The sequence below is a fragment of the Streptomyces sp. NPDC058371 genome (genome assembly GCF_042723265.1).
Lineage (GTDB): Bacteria > Actinomycetota > Actinomycetes > Streptomycetales > Streptomycetaceae > Streptomyces.
Map to the genome: position 1 here is coordinate 61,975 of NZ_JBHXJC010000001.1, position 22,446 is coordinate 84,420.

The 22,446-nt window shown below is 71.9% G+C and carries 18 protein-coding genes; 10 read left to right on the plus strand and 8 right to left on the minus strand.

Going from position 1 to position 22,446, the window contains the following annotated elements; all coding sequences use genetic code 11:
- Positions 1 to 20: 20 nt before the first annotated feature.
- Positions 21 to 1,532 (minus strand): IucA/IucC family protein, encoded by a 1,512-nt coding sequence (locus tag ACFWM2_RS00295; protein ID WP_383271364.1) that lies wholly within the window; start codon positions 1,530 to 1,532, stop codon positions 21 to 23.
- Between the two features lie 133 nt (positions 1,533 to 1,665).
- Between ACFWM2_RS00295 and ACFWM2_RS00300 the strand changes: the two genes are divergently transcribed.
- Genes ACFWM2_RS00300 through ACFWM2_RS00310 form a run of 3 tightly spaced genes read left to right on the plus strand, consistent with a single transcriptional unit; the run spans position 1,666 to position 4,429 of the window.
- Positions 1,666 to 3,174: an IucA/IucC family protein gene (locus tag ACFWM2_RS00300; protein ID WP_383274015.1), complete on the plus strand. Its 1,509-nt coding sequence runs from the start codon at positions 1,666 to 1,668 to the stop codon at positions 3,172 to 3,174.
- Between the two features lie 41 nt (positions 3,175 to 3,215).
- Positions 3,216 to 4,130 carry a HipA family kinase gene (locus ACFWM2_RS00305; protein WP_383271366.1) on the plus strand — a complete coding sequence of 305 codons (915 nt, stop codon included), beginning with the start codon at positions 3,216 to 3,218 and terminating at the stop codon, positions 4,128 to 4,130.
- Positions 4,127 to 4,429: a SelT/SelW/SelH family protein gene (locus ACFWM2_RS00310; RefSeq protein WP_383271368.1), complete on the plus strand. Its 303-nt coding sequence runs from the start codon at positions 4,127 to 4,129 to the stop codon at positions 4,427 to 4,429. Before ACFWM2_RS00305 ends, ACFWM2_RS00310 begins: the two co-directional genes overlap by 4 nt.
- A gap of 91 nt (positions 4,430 to 4,520) precedes the next feature.
- Here the strand turns inward: ACFWM2_RS00310 and aceB are convergent, their stop codons facing one another.
- Both aceB and ACFWM2_RS00320 read right to left on the minus strand, forming a co-directional pair.
- A complete protein-coding gene (gene aceB, locus ACFWM2_RS00315; RefSeq protein WP_383271370.1) occupies positions 4,521 to 6,146 on the minus strand; it encodes a malate synthase A in 1,626 nt (541 codons plus the stop codon).
- A gap of 270 nt (positions 6,147 to 6,416) precedes the next feature.
- Entirely contained in the window at positions 6,417 to 7,016 is a 600-nt protein-coding gene (locus tag ACFWM2_RS00320) for an NTP transferase domain-containing protein (protein ID WP_383271372.1), read from the minus strand.
- Positions 7,017 to 7,254: 238 nt separating this feature from the next.
- Here ACFWM2_RS00320 and ACFWM2_RS00325 point away from each other — a divergent pair, with 238 nt between their 5' ends.
- Entirely contained in the window at positions 7,255 to 7,542 is a 288-nt protein-coding gene (locus tag ACFWM2_RS00325) for a DUF5955 family protein (protein WP_383271374.1), read from the plus strand.
- A gap of 147 nt (positions 7,543 to 7,689) precedes the next feature.
- Here ACFWM2_RS00325 and ACFWM2_RS00330 read toward each other — a convergent pair whose 3' ends face one another.
- Positions 7,690 to 8,496, minus strand: coding sequence for an IclR family transcriptional regulator (locus tag ACFWM2_RS00330; protein ID WP_383271375.1), 807 nt, complete (start codon positions 8,494 to 8,496; stop codon positions 7,690 to 7,692).
- Positions 8,497 to 8,759: 263 nt separating this feature from the next.
- Between ACFWM2_RS00330 and allB the strand changes: the two genes are divergently transcribed.
- Together allB and alc are read left to right on the plus strand one after the other, a co-directional pair.
- On the plus strand, positions 8,760 to 10,100 hold the full coding sequence (gene allB / locus ACFWM2_RS00335; protein ID WP_383271377.1) for an allantoinase AllB: 1,341 nt from the start codon (positions 8,760 to 8,762) through the stop codon (positions 10,098 to 10,100).
- A 68-nt stretch (positions 10,101 to 10,168) separates the two neighbouring features.
- The gene (gene alc, locus ACFWM2_RS00340) at positions 10,169 to 11,284 is read left to right on the plus strand and encodes an allantoicase (protein WP_383271379.1); all 1,116 of its coding nucleotides are present in this window, start codon (positions 10,169 to 10,171) and stop codon (positions 11,282 to 11,284) included.
- A gap of 152 nt (positions 11,285 to 11,436) precedes the next feature.
- On the opposite strand, the gene ACFWM2_RS00345 is transcribed toward alc, so the two are convergent.
- Positions 11,437 to 12,168, minus strand: a complete 732-nt coding sequence (locus tag ACFWM2_RS00345; protein WP_383271381.1) for an SDR family oxidoreductase — start codon at positions 12,166 to 12,168, stop codon at positions 11,437 to 11,439.
- 146 nt (positions 12,169 to 12,314) lie between these two features.
- Between ACFWM2_RS00345 and ACFWM2_RS00350 the strand changes: the two genes are divergently transcribed.
- From ACFWM2_RS00350 to ACFWM2_RS00360, 3 genes are all read left to right on the plus strand, one after another.
- Positions 12,315 to 13,127 (plus strand): AIM24 family protein, encoded by an 813-nt coding sequence (locus ACFWM2_RS00350; protein WP_383271383.1) that lies wholly within the window; start codon positions 12,315 to 12,317, stop codon positions 13,125 to 13,127.
- Positions 13,128 to 13,541: 414 nt separating this feature from the next.
- Positions 13,542 to 14,447, plus strand: coding sequence for a DMT family transporter (locus ACFWM2_RS00355; RefSeq protein WP_383274017.1), 906 nt, complete (start codon positions 13,542 to 13,544; stop codon positions 14,445 to 14,447).
- Between the two features lie 85 nt (positions 14,448 to 14,532).
- On the plus strand, positions 14,533 to 14,961 hold the full coding sequence (locus tag ACFWM2_RS00360) for a ribonuclease domain-containing protein (RefSeq protein ID WP_383271385.1): 429 nt from the start codon (positions 14,533 to 14,535) through the stop codon (positions 14,959 to 14,961).
- A 97-nt stretch (positions 14,962 to 15,058) separates the two neighbouring features.
- Here the strand turns inward: ACFWM2_RS00360 and ACFWM2_RS00365 are convergent, their stop codons facing one another.
- Positions 15,059 to 15,265, minus strand: coding sequence for a hypothetical protein (locus ACFWM2_RS00365; RefSeq protein ID WP_383274019.1), 207 nt, complete (start codon positions 15,263 to 15,265; stop codon positions 15,059 to 15,061).
- Between the two features lie 248 nt (positions 15,266 to 15,513).
- On the opposite strand from ACFWM2_RS00365, the gene ACFWM2_RS00370 reads away from it, so the two are divergent.
- On the plus strand, positions 15,514 to 16,809 hold the full coding sequence (locus ACFWM2_RS00370) for a histidine kinase (protein ID WP_383271387.1): 1,296 nt from the start codon (positions 15,514 to 15,516) through the stop codon (positions 16,807 to 16,809).
- Between the two features lie 217 nt (positions 16,810 to 17,026).
- Here the strand turns inward: ACFWM2_RS00370 and ACFWM2_RS00375 are convergent, their stop codons facing one another.
- Both ACFWM2_RS00375 and eccCa read right to left on the minus strand, forming a co-directional pair.
- A complete protein-coding gene (locus ACFWM2_RS00375; RefSeq protein ID WP_383271389.1) occupies positions 17,027 to 18,424 on the minus strand; it encodes a DUF6177 family protein in 1,398 nt (465 codons plus the stop codon).
- Positions 18,421 to 22,407, minus strand: coding sequence for a type VII secretion protein EccCa (eccCa, locus tag ACFWM2_RS00380; protein WP_383271391.1), 3,987 nt, complete (start codon positions 22,405 to 22,407; stop codon positions 18,421 to 18,423). Before eccCa ends, ACFWM2_RS00375 begins: the two co-directional genes overlap by 4 nt.
- Between the last annotated feature and the right edge of the window lie 39 nt (positions 22,408 to 22,446).

The window sequence follows — 22,446 nt, forward strand, 5'->3', positions numbered from 1 at the left end:
TTGATCAAAGGTGCCGCGCTTCAAAACGAACGGGCGGAGATGTCCGGCGAGGTGACCGGATTGGGTAGCCGTGCCCAGATGTCGCCCGGGGTTTCGGGAGAAAGTCGCATCAGCGTCAACGCCTTGGTGGGCAGCGGCTCTTCGAGCAGTGCGGCGAGGTCGGCGGTCCGCGGCAGGTCCCGTACGGCGGTGGACAGCGCCTCGCGCAGCCCGGCCGAGGAACCCGCCGTCGCGCCCAGGGCGCCGCCGACGAGCGAGCCGAAGAGCTTGCGGCGCAGTGCGGTCACGTCGTCGGTGACGATGCGTCCGGCCAGCTCCGGCACCGCGATGCCGTGACGGGCCAGCCGCGCCGGGCTGACCCGGATGTCGGCCAGGTCGCGGTAGACGAGCCGGACCGGGGCGCCCGTGGCGGAGAGGACGACGAGGAGGTTCTGCCCGTGTGCCTCCAGGGCGACGCCCAGATCGAGCAGCCGGAGCCCGGCGGCGAGCGCCAGACGGGCGAAATCGGCCAACCAGCCGGGGGAGCGCGGGAGTTCGGTCGTCGCGAGGGCGGCCACCGGGACGACCCGCTCCCCGGTCCCGGCGTACCGCTCCGGTGCCTCGCGCACCACCGCGGCCAGGTCGGGCGAGCCGGCCGAGACCGCGCCCAGGGTGCGGGTGACGTCCAGCAGTCCGTCCGTGCGCGCGGCGATGGTCTCCATGAAGGCGGAGACGGTCGCGGACATCGTGATCGAGTAGACCGAGATGTCCCGCACGGAGGAGGTGAGCCGGGTGCTCAGCGCGGTCTTGATGTGCGGGCCGTCCGGGAGGGCGAGGGTGCGCAGGGACATCAACGGGTGCGCGGTGGGCCCCTTGTGGCTCGGGGTGTCGAGCACGTGATCCGCCTGCCAGGGGTGGACCGGGATCAGTACGCGCCCGCCGTCCCGCAGCCAGGCCGGCCACTCGCCCGTGATCAGGCAGTCGCCCACGGCCGCCGAGCCGAGCTCCACCACGGGCCGGTGCTCAGGACCGTACGCGAGCTGCTCGGCCGCCGAGAACCCGGGCCGCGCACGGCAGTTGGGGTGGTACGGGTGCCCGTCGACCACCCGCTGCTCCCACTCCCAGCCGGTCACGGGAGCACGGTCCGTGGCCGGCTGACCGGCCCGCGACAGGGCGAGAGACGCGACGCTGTTGGCGAGTTCGGCGGCGAACGCGGAACCGTGCGGGACCCCCAGAGCCGTGATCAGCCCGGCCGGGTCGTCGCAGGGCCGCCCGTCGAGCCCGACCTCGGCCGCGTACGCGGCGGTGGCGTACGGGTCGGCGTGCGGCCCGTGCAGCCGGCGGCCGTCGGCGAGCCACAGCGTGAGGCCCTCGCGCCCCCACTCCCGACGCGCGACCCACGGCAGCGGCTCATGGGCCAGCGCACGCCACAGCCGGGACAGGACGGCGGCCCGGGCGCCGGGCAGCGCCGCCGCGTACGGCGCCGACAGATCGGGGCGCACGGCGTCGAGTTCGACGGCGAAAGCGGCCTCGGGCCTGGAGGGACGGTGCACGGTCGGGCTCCTTGGGTACGGGGACGGGGCCGCGGCTGCCCGCGACGACGGATGTCCGGGCCACCGGCGCGTCGCCATACTGGTGACGCACGGTCATACTGATCACCAGAGCACAGTGCACCGCATGGAACGAATGGATCGCGTGGACTCCAGCCACCCCGTGCCCCCGTCGGACGATGTCGCGGAGGCGGCCGACGCGTATGCCGCCGCTCCGCTGCTCAATTGTCTGCTGCGGGAGGTGGGCGAACCCGCGGACGGTCCGGGCGTGTACCGGCTGCGGGCCAGCGGGCGGCTGCTGCGGGTCTCCGGTTCGCGCCGGCCCGCGCACCCCGAGCTGCGGGCGGCCGGTGCCTGGCACCCGCTCACCCATACCGAGCTGGTCGAACTCACCGCCGAGGAGCTGCGCCGTTTCACCGGCCAGGCCAACTCCGAACTGCCGGCCGAGATGGTCGACAGCCGGGACGTGGTGGCCGCTCTGCTCACCGCCCGCGCCGGTGCGACCCCGCCGGCCGACCTCCACCGGCGCTCCGAGCAGTCCCTGATCACCGGGCACCCGCACCACCCGGCTCCCAAGGCGCGCGGCGGCGGACCGGTCGCGGGCTGGCTGCCGTACGCGCCCGAGGCCTACGCGGACTTCCCGCTGGAGCTGCTCGCCGTGCGCGAGGACGCGGTGGCCGAGGAGGGCGACACGACGGCGCTCGACGCCCTGGGCGCGGCTCCGGCCGGCTACCGGCTGCTGCCCGCCCATCCGTGGCAGTTCGACCTGGTCGCCGGCCATCCGGAGATCCGGGACGCGCTCGCGGACGGCCGGCTCCTGCGGCTGGGCCGCACCCCGCAGCGGGTCTGGCCGACGGCCGCCGTCCGCACGCTGTACGCCCCCGAACACGACCTCTTCCTGAAGTTCAGCCTCGATGTGCGCATCACCAACGACATCCGCCGCCTGTGGCGCCACGACCTGCTGAAACTGCGTCGTACGGACGCGGCCGTCAGCTCCGCGTTCGCCGCCCTCGGCGGCCCCGCCGGCTGGCTGAGCGACCGCGGCTACCGCACCGCGGACTTCGCCTTCGAGGAACTCGCCGTCCTCGTCCGCGACGGGCTGCGCGAGCACGTCCTGCCCGACGCGACCCCGCTGCTCGCGGCCGCCCTCGTGGAGGGCTTCGAGGGCAGCCCGCTCGACCGGCTCACCGACCCCGGCCCCTGGTGGGATGCGTACCTGCGGCAGGTCGTGCCCCCGGTCCTGGAGGTCTTCGCCCGGTACGGCGTCGCACTGGAGGCACATGTCCAGAACACGCTGGTCGCCGTGGACGCCGACGGCCTGCCCGTCCAGGCGCTGTTCCGGGACGCGGAGGGCGTGAAGCTGGTGCCCGAGGTGACCCGGGCGGCCGGCTGGGAGCGGCTGGTGTACTGCCTGCTGGTCAACCACCTCGCCGAGTTCGCCGCCCTGCTCGCCGAGCGGCACCCCGAGTACGACCCGTGGCCCGCCGTACGACGGGAGCTGGCGCGGCACGACCTGCCCGAGGCCGGGGAGCTGCCGGCCGCGCCCACCCTGCCGGGCAAGACGAACCTCCTGCTGCGGTGGACCGGTGCGGACGGTGCGGACGCCCGGTACGTGCCGCTGCCCAACCCGCTGGCCCGCGAATAATGCCGATCACCCGGACGGCCGGCTGAATTACAGTGGCCGGTGTGCTGCGCGAAGTGACTGCCGTCCGATACGTGAACCCCTTGCGGGCGGGCGGCTCCGTGCCCGGAGTCGTCGAGGCCGACGACCTGGGGACGTACGTCGTGAAGTTCACGGGCTCCGCACAGGGCCGCAAGGCGCTGGTCGCCGAGGTGATCGTGGGTGAACTGGCGCGGGCCCTCGGACTGCGGTGCCCGGAGCTGGTGCTGGTGCACTTCGACCCGGCGATCGCCGAGCACGAGCCCCACCAGGAGGTGCGGGACCTGCTGGACTCCAGCGCCGGGCTCAACCTCGGTATGGACTTCCTGCCGGGCGCGAGGGACTTCACTCCGGAGATCGCCAGGACGTTCCCCGTGGGCCCGCTGGAGGCGGGCAAGGTGATCTGGCTGGACGCCCTCACGGTCAACGTCGACCGCACGGTGCACAGTTCGAACCTGATGGTCTGGCCCACGCTCGGCATCGCGCCGCCGCGGCTGTGGCTGATCGACCACGGCGCCGCGCTCGTCTTCCACCACCGCTGGGACGCGTCGGCCCCCGAGAAGGCCTACGACTTCCGGCGCCACGCGCTCGGCGGGTACACGCCTGACCTGCGGGCGGCGGACGCCGAGCTCGCACCGCTGGTGACCGAGGAACTGCTGCGCGAGGTCACGGCCGCGGTGCCGGACGCCTGGCTGGCGGACGAGCCCGGCTTCGACACTCCCGACGAGGTACGCGCGGCCTACGTCGGCTATCTCAACGCCCGCGTGCGGGCCTCCGAGGCATGGCTCCCCACCGGGTTCCCCACCCGCGAGGAGCTCGCCGCCGAGGACGCCACGCGCGCGGCCACCACCCGGCAGGGCCGTCCGGACTGGCTGAAGCGGGTCCCCGACCTGCACGGCAAGCCGGCGGCGGAACAGGATTGGTCGGTACACCTCGGATGACGACGGAGACGACACCCCCGGGGACCGGCGCGGTCCACCGGGTCCAGATCGAGTACTGCACCCAGTGCCGCTGGCTGCCCCGCGCCGCCTGGCTCGCCCAGGAACTCCTCACCACCTTCGAGAGCGAGCTGACCGAGCTGGCGCTCAAGCCCGGCACGGGCGGTGTCTTCGTCGTACGGGTCGACGACGAGGTGGTCTGGGACCGGCGTGAGCAGGGGTTCCCGGAGCCGACGGCCGTCAAGCGCCTGGTCCGCGACCGGGTGGCGCCGCAGAAGAGCCTCGGCCACTCGGAGAAGTGACCCGCCGGTCCGGACCGGTGGTGGCCCAGATGTGGACACGACCGCGCCCCCGGTGCTGTGCGTACCGGGGGCGCGGGTGTCACGGAGCGGGTCAGCCGGCCAGCTGCTCGTACGCCGGCAGGGTGAGGAAGTCCGCGTAGTCCTCGTCCAACGCGACCTTGAGGAGCAGGTCGTGCGCCTGCTGCCAGTTGCCGGCGGCGAAGGCGTCCTCGCCGATCTCGGCGCGGATGTTCGCGAGTTCCTCGGCGGCGATCTTGCGCGCCAGCTCGGGCGTCGCGGTCTCGCCGTTCTCGAAGACGACGCCCGCGTTGATCCACTGCCAGATCTGCGACCGGGAGATCTCGGCGGTGGCCGCGTCCTCCATGAGGTTGAAGATGGCGACCGCGCCCATCCCGCGCAGCCAGGCCTCGATGTAGCGGATGCCGACCTGGACGGCGTTGACCAGACCGTCGTAGGTCGGACTGGCGTCGAGCGAGTCGACGGCGATCAGGTCGCCGGCCGCCACGGACACGTCCTCCCGCAGGCGCTCCTTCTGGTTGGGCCGGTCGCCGAGCACGGCGTCGAACGAGGCCATCGCGATCGGGACGAGGTCCGGGTGGGCCACCCACGAGCCGTCGAAGCCGTCGTTCGCCTCGCGGTCCTTGTCGGCCTTGACCTTCTCGAAGGCGACCTTGTTGACCTCCTCGTCGCGTCGCGAGGGGATGAACGCGGCCATGCCGCCGATCGCGTGCGCACCGCGCTTGTGGCAGGTGCGGACGAGGAGTTCGGTGTAGGCGCGCATGAACGGGGCGGTCATCGTCACCGCGTTGCGGTCCGGCAGGACGAACTTGGCGCCGCCGTCACGGAAGTTCTTGACGATGGAGAACAGGTAGTCCCAGCGCCCGGCGTTCAGCCCGGAGGCGTGATCGCGGAGCTCGTAGAGGATCTCCTCCATCTCGTACGCCGCCGTGATCGTCTCGATCAGGACGGTCGCACGGACGGTGCCCTGCGGGATGCCGACGTAGCCCTGGGCGAAGACGAAGACGTCGTTCCAGAGGCGGGCCTCCAGGTGCGACTCCGTCTTCGGCAGGTAGAAGTAGGGACCCTTGCCGAGGTCCAGCAGCCGCTGCGCGTTGTGGAAGAAGTACAGGCCGAAGTCGACGAGCGCACCGGGCACGGGAGTGCCGTCGGCGTCGACGAGGTGGCGTTCGTTCAGGTGCCAGCCGCGGGGCCGCATGACGACGGTCGCGAGTTCATCGGCCGCCTTGAGCGCGTACGACTTGCCGGTGCGCTCGTCCGTGAAGTCGATGTTCCCGGTGTACGCGTCGGCCAGGTTGACCTGGCCGAGGACCACGTTCTCCCAGGTGGGCGCGGAGGCGTCCTCGAAGTCCGCGAGCCAGACCTTGGCGCCGGAGTTGAGCGCGTTGATGGTCATCTTGCGGTCGGTGGGACCGGTGATCTCGACGCGGCGGTCGTTCAGCGCCGCCGGGGAGGGGGCCACCTTCCAGGAGTCGTCCGCGCGGATGGCGGCCGTCTCCGGGAGGAAGTCGAGCGTGGAGGTGCGGGCGATCTCGGCGCGGCGCTCCGCTCGGCGGGCGAGGAGCTCGTCACGCCGGGGCGTGAACAGCCGGTGCAGCTCGGCCACGAAGGCGAGGGCCGCGTCCGTGAGGACCTCTTCCTGCCGGGGCAGGGGCTCGGCGTCGACGATGGCCAGCGGGGACGGCGCTGGTGCGGACATGAGCTGTCACTTCCTTCAGCGAGCTACGTACGAGCGACTTACGACTTCTCACGGGTTACGTCTTCTCACGAACCTCTTGAGCGAACCACGTGACGGGCGGGTACGCCGCGGCACTGGGTGCCAGGGGCCCCAGGTACGGCTGACGGCGCCCTCGGAACGGTCAGGCGCTTCTGAGCAGTGGATACTAGTTTCCTCATAGTGGAAGTTCAATGGTTTGTTGATGTCGAGATTCTCTGAATCGACAGAAGGTGGCGCTCGGTGCCACCCCCTTCACTCAAGGTGGATCAGATCGCCCTCGGTGTCGATGTCGTACGCCTGCGCCACGTCCCCGCACTCGACCAGCGTGATCGCGTCCGCGTGGGCCTTCAGATACGCGCGGGCCCCGCGGTCGCCGGTCGCGGTCGCGGTGATGCCGGCCCAGTGGTCGGCCCCGAACAGCACGGGATGGCCGCGCACTCCGTCGTACGCCGCCGAAGCCAGCGACGCCGCGGACTCGTAGGCGGCGAGGACCCGCGCCACCGCCTCGGGCCCGATGCCGGGCTGGTCCACGAGGGAGACCAGCGCGGCCCGCGCCCCCGTGCCCGCCAGCGAGGCCAGACCGGCCCGCAGCGAGCCGCCCATGCCGGTCTCCCACTCCGGGTTGTCCACGAGCACGCAGCCGGGCAGTACCGCCCGCTCTCGTACGGCGGCGGCCTCGGCGCCGAGCACCACATGGACGCGGGTGCAGCCACCCGAACGCAGGACGTCGACCGCGTATTCGACCAAGGGGCGGCCCCGGTGGGAAAGCAGTGCCTTGGGCCGCCCCCCGAGGCGCCGGCCGCCCCCGGCCGCCAGCAACAGCCCGGCGACCTGCTCTTCGTTCTCCGTCATGACCCCTGCATACCCGACCCCGCGCGGGCGTGCCGCGGAACCCGCCCCGGACGCGTGCTGTTCCGGGGCTGAATTTCGGTCCGCGGAGTGGCGTGCACCGCGTCGGGTGGCGTTTACTGACCCGCGTCCCCCGGTGCCCGACCAATGCCTCGGGGCGAGTTGGGCCGAGGGATGCGGGACGTCGCACAACGGTGTGCGAGGGGGGAGAGCTGCGTTGCGGAGCTTGGGGCAGAGGCCAGTGACCGGCATCGAAGAGGACCCGAGAGTGGCGGGACTGCGGTCCGCCGTCTCCCGGCTGCGCCGTCAACTCGCCGCGCTCCCGGCCGAGTTCCCCGATCGCGTCATCGCCGAGGACGAACTCGCCGCGCTCGCCGCGATGGCTGTCAGCGGTATCCCCGAGATCCCGCGGCTGCGCCGCTCGCTGCTCCTGATCGCCGGCGCCATCGGCTCGGTCAGCGCCCTGGCGGTGAGCCTCGCGGAGGTGCGCACGGCGGTGGAGCTGTTCGGGGAGCCTCCGCGGCGGTGAGCGGTCACCCGTAGCGGATGAGCCCGAGATACTCGTCCGGTGCCCGGTGCCCGGTGCCCGGTGCCCGGTGCCCGGTGCCGGCTGCGTATCGGGAACTGCCGCCCGGGCGCGCGGCTCGCTACCGCCGCGGGCCGGTGACAGCGGTGCCTACGCGGTCGGGCTCGACGTCGCCAGGGCTTGCGACAGCTCCGCGGCCACCTGCTGCAGGATCGGGACGATCTTGTCCGTGGCCGCCTCGGTGACCCGGCCTGCGGGGCCCGAGATCGAGATCGCGGCGGCGGTGGGGGAGTCCGGCACGGAGACCGCGAGGCAGCGGACTCCTATCTCCTGCTCGTTGTCGTCGACCGCGTAGCCGGCCCGGCGCACCTCTTCGAGCGCGTCCAGGAAGCCGTCCGGCGTGGTGATCGTCTTCTCCGTGGCGGCGGGCATGCCGGTACGGGACAGCAGCGCGCGCACCTCGTCCGCCGGGGTGTGCGCGAGCAGCGCCTTGCCCACGCCCGTGGAGTGCGGCAGCACCCGGCGGCCGACCTCGGTGAACATCCGCATCGAGTGCTTCGACGGCACCTGGGCGACGTAGACGATCTCGTCCCCGTCGAGCAGCGCCATGTTCGCGGTCTCGCCGGTCTCCTCGACCAGTCGCGCGAGATACGGGCGGGCCCAGGTGCCGAGCAGCCGTGCCGAGGACTCGCCGAGCCGGATGAGGCGGGGGCCGAGCGCGTAGCGCCGGTTGGACTGCTGGCGTACGTAACCGCAGGCCACCAGCGTGCGCATCAGCCGGTGGATGGTGGGAAGCGGCAGTCCGCTGCTCGCCGAGAGCTCGCTCAGGCCCACCTCGCCGCCCGCGTCGGCCATCCGCTCGAGCAGGTCGAAGGCGCGCTCGAGGGACTGGACACCACCGCTGGGAGCGGAAGACTTGGCGGCGGCTTGTGCGGGGGCGTCGCTGGACGTCGGCACGGCGCTGTCCTTTCAGACGGGCAGGAGGAGCAGCAGCCTACCCGGCGGTCGGTCGACTCCCCGGTTGTGCGTAGCTACGTTCTGCTCTACGGAATCTTACTTCCGCTTTGTGGAAACGTCCAGAGTGGCCGCCGTGGAGGCAGAGTGGAGAAGTGCACCCTTGACGGCGCGAAGGCGGGAGTGAAGACTCCTTCAACAGAACGTTGAATTCCGTTACGTGGAAGTAAGCGGCGGAAATGAACAGCGGCATGAGAGGGGTCCGGGTGTCCGACGTCGAACTGGTGCTGCGCTCGACGCGCGTCATCACTCCCGAGGGGACGCGTGCCGCTTCGGTCGCGGTCGCCGCGGGGAAGATCACGGCCGTGCTGGCGCACGATGCCGAGGTACCGGCCGGTGCCCGTCTGGAGGACTTCGGGGACGACGTCCTGCTGCCCGGCCTCGTCGACACCCACGTTCACGTCAACGACCCGGGGCGCACCGAGTGGGAGGGCTTCTGGACGGCCACGCGCGCGGCCGCCGCCGGTGGCATCACCACCCTGATCGACATGCCGCTCAACTCCCTCCCGCCGACCACCACGGCCGACAACCTCCGTACCAAGAAGGACGTCGCCCGCCCCAAGGCGCACATCGACGTCGGCTTCTGGGGCGGCGCCCTGCCCGACAACGTCAAGCACCTGCGGCCGCTGCACGACGCGGGCGTCTTCGGCTTCAAGGCGTTCCTCTCGCCGTCCGGCGTCGAGGAGTTCCCCGAGCTGGACCAGGAGCAACTCGCCCAGTCGCTGGCCGAGATCGCCGGCTTCGGCGGCCTGCTCATCGTGCACGCCGAGGACCCGCACCACCTCGCCGCCGCTCCCCAGAAGGGCGGCCGGAAGTACGCCGACTTCCTCGCCTCCCGTCCGCGGGACGCCGAGGACACCGCCGTCGCGAACCTCATCGCGCAGGCGAAACGCCTCAACGCGCGCGTGCACGTGCTGCATCTGTCGTCGAGCGACGCGCTGCCGCTGATCGCCGCGGCCAAGGCCGAGGGCGTCCGGCTCACGGTGGAGACGTGTCCGCACTACCTCACCCTCACCGCCGAGGAAGTCCCGGACGGCGCCAGCGAGTTCAAGTGCTGCCCGCCCATCCGTGAGGCGGCCAACCAGGATCTGCTGTGGCAGGCCCTGGCCGACGGCACCATCGACTGCATCGTCACCGACCACTCGCCCTCCACCGCCGACCTCAAGACGGACGACTTCGCCACCGCGTGGGGCGGTATCTCCGGCCTCCAGCTCAGCCTGTCCGCGGTCTGGACCGCGGCCCGGGCGCGCGGCTACGGCCTGGAGGACGTGGTGCGCTGGATGTCGACGCACACGGCGCGGCTGGTCGGCCTGGACGACCGCAAGGGCGCCATCGAGGCCGGCCGCGACGCCGACTTCGCGGTCCTCGCGCCCGACGAGACCTTCACCGTCGACCCCGCCGCGCTCCAGCACCGCAACCGGGTCACGGCCTACGCGGGCCGGACCCTCAGCGGCGTCGTCAAGTCCACCTGGCTGCGCGGTGAACGCATCGTGTCCGACGGCGAGTTCGGTGAGCCCTCCGGGCAACTCCTCGCCCGCAGGCGGTAGATCCCGTGCCCGCGTCCGCACCCGCGACGGCCGACACCCGAAAGTCCCGAAAGGAAGAACTGATCACCGTGACGGCGACACCTCACTTCACCGGAGACGCGAGCCCCTACGGCGGCGGAGACCCGTACGCCGACTACCGCACCGCGGACTTCCCGTTCACGCACCACGCCAACCTCGCCGACCGGCAGCTCGGCGCCGGTGTGATCGCCGCCAACGACGAGTTCTTCGCCCAGCGCGAGAACCTCCTCGTGCCCGAGCCCGCCGAGTTCGACCCCGAGCACTTCGGTCACAAGGGCAAGATCATGGACGGCTGGGAGACCCGCCGCCGGCGCGGCGCCTCGGCCGGGCATCCGTGGCCGACCGCCGAGGACCACGACTGGGCCCTGGTACGCCTCGGCGCCCCCGGCGTAGTACGCGGCATCGTCGTCGACACGGCCCACTTCCGCGGCAACTACCCGCAGGCGGTGTCGGTCGAGGGCGCGTCGGTGCCGGGCTCCCCGTCGCCCGAGGAGCTCCTCGGCGACGACGTGAAGTGGACAACTCTCGTACCGCGTACGGCGGTTGGCGGCCACGCGGCCAACGGCTTCGCCGTCTCCGTCGAACAGCGCTTCACACATCTGCGCGTCAACCAGCACCCCGACGGCGGCATCGCCCGGCTGCGCGTGCACGGCGAGGTCGTCCCCGACCCCGAGTGGCTGTCCGTGCTCGGCACCTTCGACGTGGCCGCCCTGGAGTACGGCGGCCAGGTCGAGGACGCGTCGAACCTCTTCTACTCGCCCGCCACCAACACCATCCAGCCGGGGCGCTCGCGCAAGATGGACGACGGCTGGGAGACCCGGCGCCGGCGCGACCAGGGCAACGACTGGATCCGCTACCAGCTGGTCGCGCAGGCCGAGATCCGTGCCGTCGAGATCGACACGGCGTACCTCAAGGGCAACTCGGCGGGCTGGGCGTCCGTCTCCGTCAAGGACGGGGAGGACGGTGACTGGACGGAGATCCTTCCGCGCACCCGGCTCCAGCCCGACACCAACCACCGGTTCGTCCTCGCCACGGTGGCCGTCGGCACCCACGCGCGCGTGGACATCTTTCCCGACGGCGGGATCTCGCGGCTGCGGCTGTTCGGTTCGCTGACGGGTGAGGGTTCGGCTCGCCTGGCGGCGCGCCACCAGGAGCTGGGTGGGTGACGAGGCGAGGGGGTTCTCGCCCCCTCCGCCCCTGCCCGTCCCGTACCTGGGGGCTCCGCCCCCAGACCCCCTTGCCGGGGCAAGTTCAGCCCCTCCGGCGTTTGAGGAGCGGGGTCTGGGGCGGAAGCCCCAGGGTCGGGACGGCGGGCGCCCTACGCCGCGTGACCGCCGTCCACGGCGAACTCCGCACCCGTGACGTACGCGGCCTCGCCCCCGGCGAGATAGGCGACCATGGAGGCCACCTCCGCGGCCGTGCCGTACCGCCCGAGCGCGGTCATCGCCGCCTGGGCCGCCGCGTACGGCCCGTCGGCCGGATTCATGTCGGTGTCCACCGGCCCGGGGTGGACGATGTTCGCGGTGATGCCGCGCTCACCCAGTTCCCGCGCGAGCGCCTTCGTCAGGCCGATGAGGGCCGACTTGCCGGCGGCGTAGAGGGTGCCGCCGGGCCCGGGCACCCGCTGGGTCATGCAGGTGCCGATGGTGACGATCCGGCCGCCGCGCTCCATCCGGGCGGCGGCCGCCTGCGAGGCGAGGAAGACACCGCGCACGTTCACGGCGAGCACCCGGTCCACGTCGGCGAGGGACAGTGACTCGAGCGGCCCCAGCACGCCCACGCCCACGTTGTTGACCAGGACGTCGAGCCGGCCGAGGGCGTCCACCGCGCGGCCCACCGCCTCCGCGGCCTCCACCGCGTCGGCCGAGTCCGCACGCAGGGCGATCCCGCGCCGGCCCAGAGCCGTCACCTGCCGCACGACCTCCTCCGCAGCCTCCTTGTCCTGCACGTAGGTGAGGGCCACATCCGCGCCCTCCCGGGCGAGCCGGAGTGCCGTCGCCGCGCCGATGCCGCGGCTGCCGCCGGTCACCAGGGCGACCTTGCCGTTCATGGGTCCCCGCGAAAGGGACGTGGTCCGAGAAGTCGTCGAAGTCATGGCTCCATCCCAGCCCCCGCGGCGCCCCGGTGCCGGCGGCGAACGGACATCGAGATCAAGCCCACCGGAACCCTTTTGTCCGCTTCTGTCGTTCTCTCGGTGTGACCCTTCAGCAAGAGATCGTCGGCAACGCCATGCAGATGGCGATCGTCACCCTGCAACCCGGCACCACGGTGTACTGCGAGGCCGGAAAGTTCCTCTTCAAGACCACGAACGTGGCCATGGAGACCCGGCTCTCCGGACCCTCGGGCGGCGGGACCGGTGGCCAGCCCCAGGGCGCCGGCATGGGCGGCCTGCTGCGTCAGGCCATGGGCACGGCGATGCAGGCCGGCCAGCGCGCACTCGCGGGCGAGTCCCTGGCGTTCCAGTACTTCACCGCGGCACAGGGCGAGGGCACCGTCGCCTTCGCGGGCGTGCTGCCCGGCGAGATGCGCGCCCTGGAACTCGACGGCACGCGCGCGTGGTTCGCGGAGAAGGACGCCTTCGTGGCGGCCGAGTCGACCGTCGACTTCGGGATCGCCTTCCAGGGCGGCCGCACCGGCCGCAGCGGCGGCGAGGGCTTCGTCCTGGAGAAGTTCACCGGCCGCGGCACGGTGATCATCGCGGGCGCGGGCAACTTCATCGACCTGAACCCGGCCGACTTCGGCGGCCGCGTCGAGGTCGACACGGGCTGTGTCGTGGCCTTCGAGGAGGGCATCCGGTACGGCGTCCAGCGCGTCGGCGGCCTCAACAGACAGGGACTGATGAACGCGGTCTTCGGCGGCGAGGGCCTCTCGCTCGCCACCCTGGAGGGCGACGGCCGCGTCATCCTGCAGTCCCTCACCATCGAGAGCCTCGCCAACGCCCTGCGCAAGGCCCAGGGCGGCGACAAGCAGGGCCCGACGGGAGGACTGTTCTCGACGAACGAGGGATGAGTCGCGGGCGGGCCGCCCGCTCCTCGCCGAGGGCGCCCTACCCACCGCGTTCCGGCATGCCGGCGGCTCCACCACGTGCACGGGCGTCGCCATCAACACGGCTCCACCACGTGCACGGGCGTCGCCATCAACACGGCTCCAGCACGTGCACGGGCGTCGCCATCAACACAACACCTACGAGCGGGCGGGGCGCCCCACTTACGGCTGTTACTGAGCCCCCGCGGGGCCGTGTACGGCAGTTGCTGAGCCCCCGCGGGGCCGTCGGTTCCGAGCCCCGGCGAAACCGCGTAGCCCGCACGCATCCGTCCGGGTACGGTGATCGTTCCCGTGCGAGCCGCCGCCGTCTCCACGCCTGTCCGCAAGTCCGTTGACGGCCTGTCTGCCAGACCGTCGAAGACGCTGGAGACCGCGCCGATGTCGTCGATCGCCGTACCGGGCGCGCTCGCGCCGCGCCGCGCCTGGCTCACCGACCTGCCCCTGCTGCTCGTGGCGGCCGTCTGGGGAGCCAGCTATCTCGCGGCCAAGGACATCACCACCGCGCGTACGGTCATCGCCGTCCTGGTGCTGCGGTTCGGCGTCGTACTGCCGGTGCTGGCGGTGGCCGGACGGCGCTCGCTGCGCAGGCTGACCGCCGCCCAGTGGCGCGGGGCGGGCGTGCTCGGGCTGATCCTGAGCGGGATCTTCCTCCTGGAGACCTACGGCGTCGTGCACACCTCGGCGACCAACGCGGGCCTCATCATCAGCCTCACCATGATCTTCACGCCGCTCGCCGAGGCGGCCGTCACCCGGGTCCGCCCCTCGCGCACCTTCCTCGCGGCCGCCGGGGTCTCCGTGCTCGGGGTCGTCCTGCTCACCCAGGGCGCGGGCTTCACCCGCCCCTCGTCCGGCGATCTGCTGATGCTGCTCGCGGCTCTCGCCCGTACGGTGCACGTGCTCGCCATGTCCCGGATCAGGTCCGTGCAGGGAGCCGACGCGCTGTCGCTGACCACCGTCCAACTGGGCGCCGCGGTAGCGGTGTTCGCGGTGCTGTCGGCCGGCGCCGACGTCACTCCGTGGAGTACGGCCGGTGATTTCGGGCCGCGGGAGTGGGCCGGACTGCTGTTCCTGTCCGCGTTCTGCACCCTGTTCGCCTTCTTCGTGCAGATGTGGGCCGTCCGCCGGACCTCGCCGTCCCGGGTCAGCCTGCTGCTCGGGACCGAGCCCCTGTGGGCCGCCGCCGCGGGCATCGCTCTCGGCGGTGAAAGGCTGGGGGCCGTAGGGCTGTTGGGCGCCGCGCTGGTACTTGCGGGGACGGCGTGGGGACGCCGGGCGCCAGGTTAACTCCCGGAAAATTCATGGCACGTGACGGGAAAATCGTCGGTCTTGACATTGACATGCCAGTGTCTACGCGCGTCATCCTGAGTCCATGACATTCCCCCCACGCACCACCCGCATCGGGGCCGCAGCCGCCCTGTTGTCCGCCCTGCTCATCGGCGGCACGGTCACGGCGAACGCCGCGGACGTCTCCGTATCCTCTGTCCCCTCCCTCTCCTCGCTCTCCGCCGCCTCCGTCGGCAGCATCTGCTACGGCGATCTGCCGTCCCAGGCGCACGACACGCTCGACCTGATCGACGCGGGCGGCCCGTTCCCGTACTCGCAGGACGGGGTCGTCTTCCAGAACCGGGAAGGCGTGCTGCCCTCCCAGAGCAGCAGCTACTACCACGAGTACACGGTGATCACGCCCGGCTCCTCGACGCGCGGTGCCAAGCGCATCGTCACCGGTAAGAAGACCGACGAGGACTACTACACCGCGGATCACTACGCCACGTTCGACCTGGTCGACTTCGGCTGCTGATCCGCCGGTCGGTTCCGGAGGCCCGGCGGCCGGCTCGGGCGACTCGTCGTCCATCCCGTCCGCCGGAGCTCCCGTCCGCCGGGGGTGAGGTCCGGGTTCAGCCGGGCTTCTGGCTCTCGGCGGCTGCGAACATGGCGAACGCGAGCACCAACAGCGCGATGCTCGCGTAGACCTCATAGCCGTCGAGGAAGCCGAGGCGCTGCACGATCCCCCACCCGTGCAGCAGCCCGGTGAATTCCTGCACCAGTCCCATGGCGCCCTGGACCAGGGCGATGAACCCGACGACCTCCAGAACCTGCTTCACGGGATTCCCCTGCTCCGTCCGCTCCACCTGCTTCATACGACGACCCTCGCCCAGCAGGCGCACCGCGTTCATCGGCCGCGGGGCGAGAGCTGGGCGACGGAAGTCGAGACGTGGCCGAGGCCCTGACGACCAATGGTCGCGGTGCGCGGGACTCACTGGTACCGAAAGTCTCGGCCGGCTGCGACTTTGGTCGGCGATCACGGGCGAGGGGAGGTGCGAGCGGCTCTGCGTGCGTAGATTTGTCGACCGTGAGTGGTAAGAATCCGGCGTCCGCGCCGCAGGCTCCTCCGGAGCGGACGGCGCTGCTGCCGAAGGCCTTGCCGGGCCGGCGCTGGCTGCTGCCGTCGGCCCTGGCGGTCGAGCTCGATCCCGATCGCGCGGGCCGGTCCCTACGGACCGGACGGCCGCGCCGTACCGCGCGCGACTGGGTCGTCGACTTCGGGTTCTTTCTGCTGGCGGTGGGCATCGGGCTGCTGGCCGCGGACTCGCTCACCGGCGATCCGAACACCTCGCACGGCCTCGCCGTCGCCGACCAGTGGCTGGGCGCACTGGCCTGCGCGGCGGTCTGGCTGCGCAGGCGGTGGCCCCTCGGGCTCGCCGTGGCGATGATCCCGGTGGGGCTGCTCTCCACCACCTCGGGCGGCGCGGGCCTCGTCGCCCTCTTCACCCTGGCCGTGCACAGGCCGTTCAAGTACGTCGGCTGGGTCGCCGGGGTCTCGCTCGCCCTGATCCCCTTCTACTTCTGGCTGCGGCCCGACCCCGACCTGCCCTACCTCGCGGCGCTCACCCTCACCACCGTGCTGACGGGCGCGGTGGTCGGCTGGGGCATGTTCGTCCGGTCCAAGCGGCAACTCCTGCTGAGTCTGCGGGACCGGGCGCGGCGGGCGGAGACGGAGGCGGAGCTGCGCGCCGAGCAGGCGCAGCAGCTCGCTCGGGAGGCCATCGCGCGCGAGATGCACGATGTGCTCGCCCACCGGCTCACCCTGCTGAGCGTGCATGCGGGGGCGCTGGAGTTCCGGCCCGACGCCCCTCGGAACGAGGTCGCGCGGGCGGCCGGAGTGATCCGGGAGAGCGCGCACGAGGCGCTGCAGGACCTGCGGGAGATCATCGGCGTACTGCGGGCGAGCGAGCGGGGCGACGAGTCGGGCCGCCCGCAGCCCACGTTGGGGGCTGTGGAGGCTCTGGTCTCCGAGTCGCGCGAGGCCGGCATGAAGGTCGTCCTCGACAACCGGGTCACCGACCCGGCCGCCGTCCCCGCGTCCGTCGGCCGCACCGCGTACCGCATCGCCCAGGAGGGGCTGACGAATGCCCGCAAACACGCGCCCGGTGCGGAGGTCACGGTGTCCGTCGCGGGCGCCCCGGGCGACGGGGTCACCATTTCCGTGAGTAATCCGGCACCCCAGGGGGACGTTCCGCCCGTCCCCGGTTCGGGACAGGGCCTGATCGGTCTGACCGAGCGGGCGACGCTGGCGGGCGGCAGCCTCCAGCACGGCGCCGGGAGCGACGGCGGGTTCGAGGTACGGGCCTGGCTGCCCTGGGGATGACGGTGCCGTCACCTCCGGGCTTCGCCGGACTGTCCCGGCGGCGGCTCACGGTCGGCCCGGCCGGTGAAGGGGCGGTGCTCTTGGCCGAAGGCAGCTGGACGACATCCTCGCGGCGATCCGCGTGGTCGCCGTCGGCGCGACGCTGCCTACGACTGCGTCGACCGTCGCAGGCGGAACGCGTTGCGGGCGCCGTGTGCCTCGTCGTCCACGTCCGCGTTCACAAGTGCTTCAGGTGCTGGGTGAGTTGCTGGAAGGTGTTCCACGTGTGCGGGTCGGTTCCGTCGCCGAGTGGGTAGTGGAGGGCGGGTTCAGAAGGCGGGCCCAGTCGGGCGGGGGAGAGGTTGCGGAGCGGGCGGAGGGCCTGGTCGAGACCGATGTCCCGGACCGGTTCGGGGCCCAGCGTGAACGAGACGGGGATGGGCGGGGTCTCGAAGTGCGGGGGAGTCGTCAGATCGCGGCGGGCGGTCCGGAGCGAGGTGAGCATGCTGGTCAGGCCGTGCTCGGCGCAGAGGAGTTCGGCGAGAGGCTCGATGGTGTCGAGGGGCGGGGTCTCACCCTTGCCGTAGCCCAGGGTGAGGGTGATGTCCTCCTCGACTCCGGCGGGGGTTCGGGTGATGCGCAGGGTGGCCAGGGCCGGGCGGTCCGGGTGGCCGACGGCGATCAGCCAGGTCGGTTGGGGTGCGCGGGCCCGGGCGAAGTCGGTCAACTGGCGAGTGTTCCAGGGAAGGTTGACGGGTTCGGCGGTGCTCCAGCCGACGGGTGGCGTACCGGTGAGGGTGTGCCAGGTGGTTTCCAGAGCGCGCCCGAGGACCAGATCTTCGTCTGCGGGGTGACGGGTGCGCAGGGAGAGGATGAGCCGGCGTTCGCCGGTGTCGGGGGTGGCGGTGAACGCCTGGGCGACGGAGGCGGTGCCGTTCTCGTCGAGGACGGGGGTGAACGTCCCGCCCTTCCAGTGGAGTACGGCACCGGACAGACCGTCGTAGAAGCCGTGGTCCGGGTCCTGGATGACCCAGCGGTTGGGATGGCCGTGCAGGGCGGTGCGGGTGGGCAGGGTCAGGCGGGTGGCGAGTGGGGTGACGATCTGCAGGGCGCGGTCGTCGGCGGTCGCGCCGCGGAGGGCGTCGGTGAGCCAACTGGTCATCGCGACGAGGGCGCGGTCCTGGATGACCACGGCGGCCTTGGCGGTGAGGACGTCCACCGCCGGGGCCGACGCGGCGGGGACGGGGACCGCCGAGACGTCCGTGGTGAGCGGTACGACATCGGTTGAGGCCGCTTCCGGGGGCCAGACCGTGCCGCCCAGGACGGTGGCGAGGCGTCCGGCGAAGGAGCCCGCCAGCCGGCCGCCCTCCGCGACGGCGGTGGAGGCGCGGGCCTCGGTCCACCAGAACGGCACGGGCACGTCACTGCCGAGGAGGCGAAGGGCCTCGCCCGGCACCTGTACGAGAACCGGGGCTTCGACGGAGACGAGGGGGCGCCCGTCGGGTGCGCAGAGCTGGATGACGGCACCGTCGGCCAAGGTGTTCACGCCGAGGTCGGGACCGCCTGCGTAGAGGCCCGCGACGAGGGTGCGCAGGTCCGGCATCTTCGGGGTGAGGGCGATGACGTCCTTGGTCACAGCTGCTCGGTCTCTTCGTGGGTCAGCGCAGTTTGGATGAGCTGGTGGTGGCGGCCGCGGCGGACCAGAGTGCCGCGGCCGGGAGGTTGTGCGGAGGCGTACAGGCCGGGGAAGAGCTGGCCCTCGGTGCGGTCGCCGGTCATGAGCAAGGCGGTGGTGCCGGTTTCGCGCAGGGTGGTCAGCAGCGGTTCGTACAGGGCGCGGGAGGATCCGGCGGTGCGGCGGGCGATGACGAAGTGCAGGCCGATGTCCTGGGCGGAGGAGATGTACGGAAGGAAGGGGGCCAGGGGCTGCTGGCCCGCCGTGGTGAGGATGTCGTAGTCGTCGACCAGGATCACGATGCGCGGACCGGTGAACGCGGGCTCGGTAGCGCCTGCGTCCGGATCGGCCGTCTCCGGCAGGCGTTTTTCCAGCTCGGCCGCGATACCCGTGGACAGCGCGGCGGCCAGCTTCGCGTTGTGGGCGTAGCCGCCGCGATAGGGCTCCGGGACGACGCCGCGCAGGCCGCGCCGTGGGTCGAAGACACCGAAGACCAGCTCCTCATCGCCGTGTCGGTCAACGAGTTGACGGGCTATGAGCTTCAGCAGGTTGGTCTTGCCGCACTCGGTGTCGCCCAGGATCAACAGGTGCTGATCGCTCCCGAACAGGTCCAGCAGAGCGGGAGCGAGCGCGTCCTGGTCCACTCCGATGGGGACCAGCTGGGGCTCGGCGGCCAGGGACGGGAGTTTCGCCGCAGGGAGGCGGGTGGGGAGCACCCGGACCGGGGCGGCCACGTCGCCGTGCCAGCCGGCACGGATCGTGCGGGCGGTCTGTTCGAGGACGGCTGCGAGGTCACCTGTGCCGGGGCGGTTGTCGATACGGGGCAGTGCGACCTGCGCGAACAGCTTTCCGTCGGTCAGGGCCCGGCCCGGCGTGTCGGGGGACAGCGTCTCGGACAACTTACGGTCGATGCTGGAATCGGCCGGGTCGTTGAGCCGCAGCTCGGCACGCGTCCCGAACATCGACTGGGTGGCGATGCGGACGTCATTCCAGCGCAGCATGCCGGCGACGACGTGGATGCCGTATCCGCCGCCGCGCTTGAGCAGGTCGGCCACGGCGTCGTCGAGCTCGGCGAACTCGTCCCGCAGCATGCCGAATCCGTCGACGAGCAGCACGATGTCGGTCGAGCCGAGCTGCGGCAGTCTGCCCTGGGCACGCAGGTGGCGCAGCTGGTCGACGGAGTCGATGCCGTACGCACGGAAGAGCTCCTCGCGTTCGCCGAGCATGCTGCGGACCTCGGCGACGGTGCGCGCGGCCCGCTCGCGGTCCGCCCTCCCCGCGATGCCGCCGACGTGCGGGAGTCCGGCGAGGGCGGACAGGCCGCCGCCGACCAGGTCGAGGCCGTAGACGGCGACGTCGTACGGGGTGTGAGTGAGGGACAGGGAGAGGGCGAGGGTGCGCAGCAGGGTGGTCTTGCCGGACTGCGGGCCACCGATGACGGCCGTGTGGCCGCCGGCGACGGTCAGGTCCAGCAGCCAGGGCTGCTGCCACTGCTTGGCCGGGTCGTCCAGGATGCCCAGCGGAATGCACATCGGGCCCTCGCGGTGGGCGAGCCGGAGGCCTTCCGCGTCGGCTTCGAGAGGCCCGGCCGCGCTGTCGAGGGAGACGGCGTCCGGCAACGGCGGCAGCCAGATCCGACGCACCGGTGCGGCTGCGGCGGCGAGTTGGCCGACCATCACCGACATCACGGTCGGCCCGGTCTCGCGCTTCGTGGCCGCGGGCTCCTCGGTTGCGTCCCCCTGGGGCTCGTCGATCGTGTTGTAGGTCGGGTAGGGCCAGGCGAGCGGTTCGTCGTCCTGCTGGTCGCGCAGGGCCGGGCCGCGGTAGGCGCCGGAGACGTAGCCCGCCTTGAAACGCTCGTACGTGGAGGTGTCGACCTTCAGGTAGCCGAAGCCCGGCAGCGGTGGCAGGTGGAAGGCGTCGGTGGTGTCCAGCACGGTGCGCGACTCATCGGCGGAGAAGGTGCGCAGCCCGAGCCGGTACGAGAGATAGGTGTCCAGGCCCTTGAGCTTGCCGCCCTCGATGCGCTGGCTGGACAGCAGCAGGTGGACGCCGATGGACCGGCCGATGCGGCCGATGGACAGGAAGAGGTCGATGAAATCCGGTTTGGCGGTGATCAGTTCACCGAACTCGTCGATGACAACGAACAGGTGCGGCAGAGGTTCGAGGCCGGGGCGACCGGTGGCGCGCAGGGCGGCGTAGTGGCCGATGTCGGCGATGTTGCCCGCGTCCTTGAGCACCTGCTGGCGGCGCTTGACCTCGCCGGCAAGGCTGCTGTGGACGCGTTCGACGAGACCGGCCTGGTTCTCCAGGTTCGTGATGACCCCGGCCACGTGTGGGAGTTCGGTGAAAGGGGCGAAGGTGGCGCCGCCCTTGTAGTCGATCAGGACGAGGGCCAGGTCCTCGGGGGAGTGGGTGGCAGTGAGCGCGAGGACGAGGGTGCGCAGCAGTTCGCTCTTGCCGGAGCCGGTCGCGCCCACACACAGCCCGTGGGGGCCCATGCCGAGCTCGGAGGACTCCTTCAGGTCCAGCAGCACCGGTTCGTGACGGTCCGTCAAGCCGATGGGTACGCGCAGGAATTCGCGCTCGCTGCGCGGCGCCCACAGCCTGTCGACGTCGAGTACTGCGGGGTCCTCTATGCCCAGCAGGCCGGGAAAGTCCACCGGCCCGGAGACAGGGGTTCCCTCGGCCGCGGACTCCGGCGACAACCTGAGCGGAGCCAGCATCCGGGCCAGCCCCTCCGCGCCCGCAACGCTCACGGCATCCGACGAGCCCTGCGCCACCGTCGACGTCTCGCGCAGGTCCTCCACGGTGATCCGGTCGCCGTCGACGGTGACGCGGACCGACACCTGATCGGGCTCGTGCACCTGCTGCTCCAGCAGATGCAGCACGGTGACGCCCATGTCCGTCAGATCAACCGCCGGGTCAGGACGGGGCAGTTCGTCGGCGATCTTGCCGTACTCGTCGCTGACGACCAGCAGCCGGCCGGTCATCCGCAGCGCGTTGCGATCCGAGAGTCCGCGCCGTACCTCCGCCGCGAACGAGGCGCGCTGCCGCAGGTCATGACGGCACAGCGTGGCCAGCCCGGCCAGGCTCGGGGCGATCCGGCGGGCGGCGACCGGACCGTCGTGTTCGCTCCGATCGAGCACGTGGGGAAGCCACTTGGCCCACTCCCACGCGGACAGTCGCTCGCCGGGTATCCCGAGGGCGACGGCCACATCGTCCGGTGCGTGCGTGACCGCCGTCTGGATCAGCAGCGCGCGGGCGACCCGCAGCACGCCCTCGCGCTCCCCGACGATGCTGACGTTGCCGGCCCGGTCCAGCGGCACGGTGAGAGGGAAGTCCGTCGCCGTGGCGAATCGGTGCTGCAGGGCGCGGGCCTCGTTGAGCATGAACGGGTCCGGTGGGGTCAGGACCCCACCGGCACTGTTCTGCCCGACAGCCAGCTCCTGCACCGGTACGTCCCCGGTGCCCGCCCGCACTCGCAGGAAGTCCGCGTCCTGGCGGCGCCGCTCCCACAACCGGGCCGGATCCCGCAGCAGGTCGTACAGAGCCTCGGGCGGCGGATTGAGCAGCTGGGACTGCCGACGCCACTCCCGCTCACCGGTGCCGAGCTCCTCGCGCAGCTCCTCCAGATGGTCGAGGTACCGCTCGCGCTGGGTGCGCCGGGTGCGCTGCGCCTTGCCCCGCTGTGACAGGAACAGCGCAACCGCACCGAGGAGCGCGAAGACCAGCACGATCGCGCCGAGCGCAGCGAACTGGCTGTTGCGGATGACGGTCATCATCACGACCGAGCTGATGACGCCGGCCATCGGCAGCAGAGCGGTGGCCGCGTTGCCGATCTTTCCCTCGGGCAGGTTCGGTGGCGGCTCGATGGTGCGCGGTGCGGTGGGGATGAGGGGGCGGCTGGAGCGAGCCGGCCGGTGGACGAGGCGCTGGGTCACTGACGGGCCTTTTCTTGAACGGGTCCTGGAGCCGCCGCG

Coding starts and splice junctions, on each gene's coding strand:
- ACFWM2_RS00300 (WP_383274015.1), top strand. CDS start 1,666: ATGGATCGCGTGGACTCCAGCCACCCCGTGCCCCCGTCGGACGATGTC.
- ACFWM2_RS00320 (WP_383271372.1), bottom strand. CDS start 7,016: ATGACGGAGAACGAAGAGCAGGTCGCCGGGCTGTTGCTGGCGGCCGGG.
- ACFWM2_RS00345 (WP_383271381.1), bottom strand. CDS start 12,168: ATGAACGGCAAGGTCGCCCTGGTGACCGGCGGCAGCCGCGGCATCGGC.
- ACFWM2_RS00310 (WP_383271368.1), top strand. CDS start 4,127: ATGACGACGGAGACGACACCCCCGGGGACCGGCGCGGTCCACCGGGTC.
- ACFWM2_RS00360 (WP_383271385.1), top strand. CDS start 14,533: ATGACATTCCCCCCACGCACCACCCGCATCGGGGCCGCAGCCGCCCTG.
- ACFWM2_RS00355 (WP_383274017.1), top strand. CDS start 13,542: ATGTCGTCGATCGCCGTACCGGGCGCGCTCGCGCCGCGCCGCGCCTGG.
- aceB (WP_383271370.1), bottom strand. CDS start 6,146: ATGTCCGCACCAGCGCCGTCCCCGCTGGCCATCGTCGACGCCGAGCCC.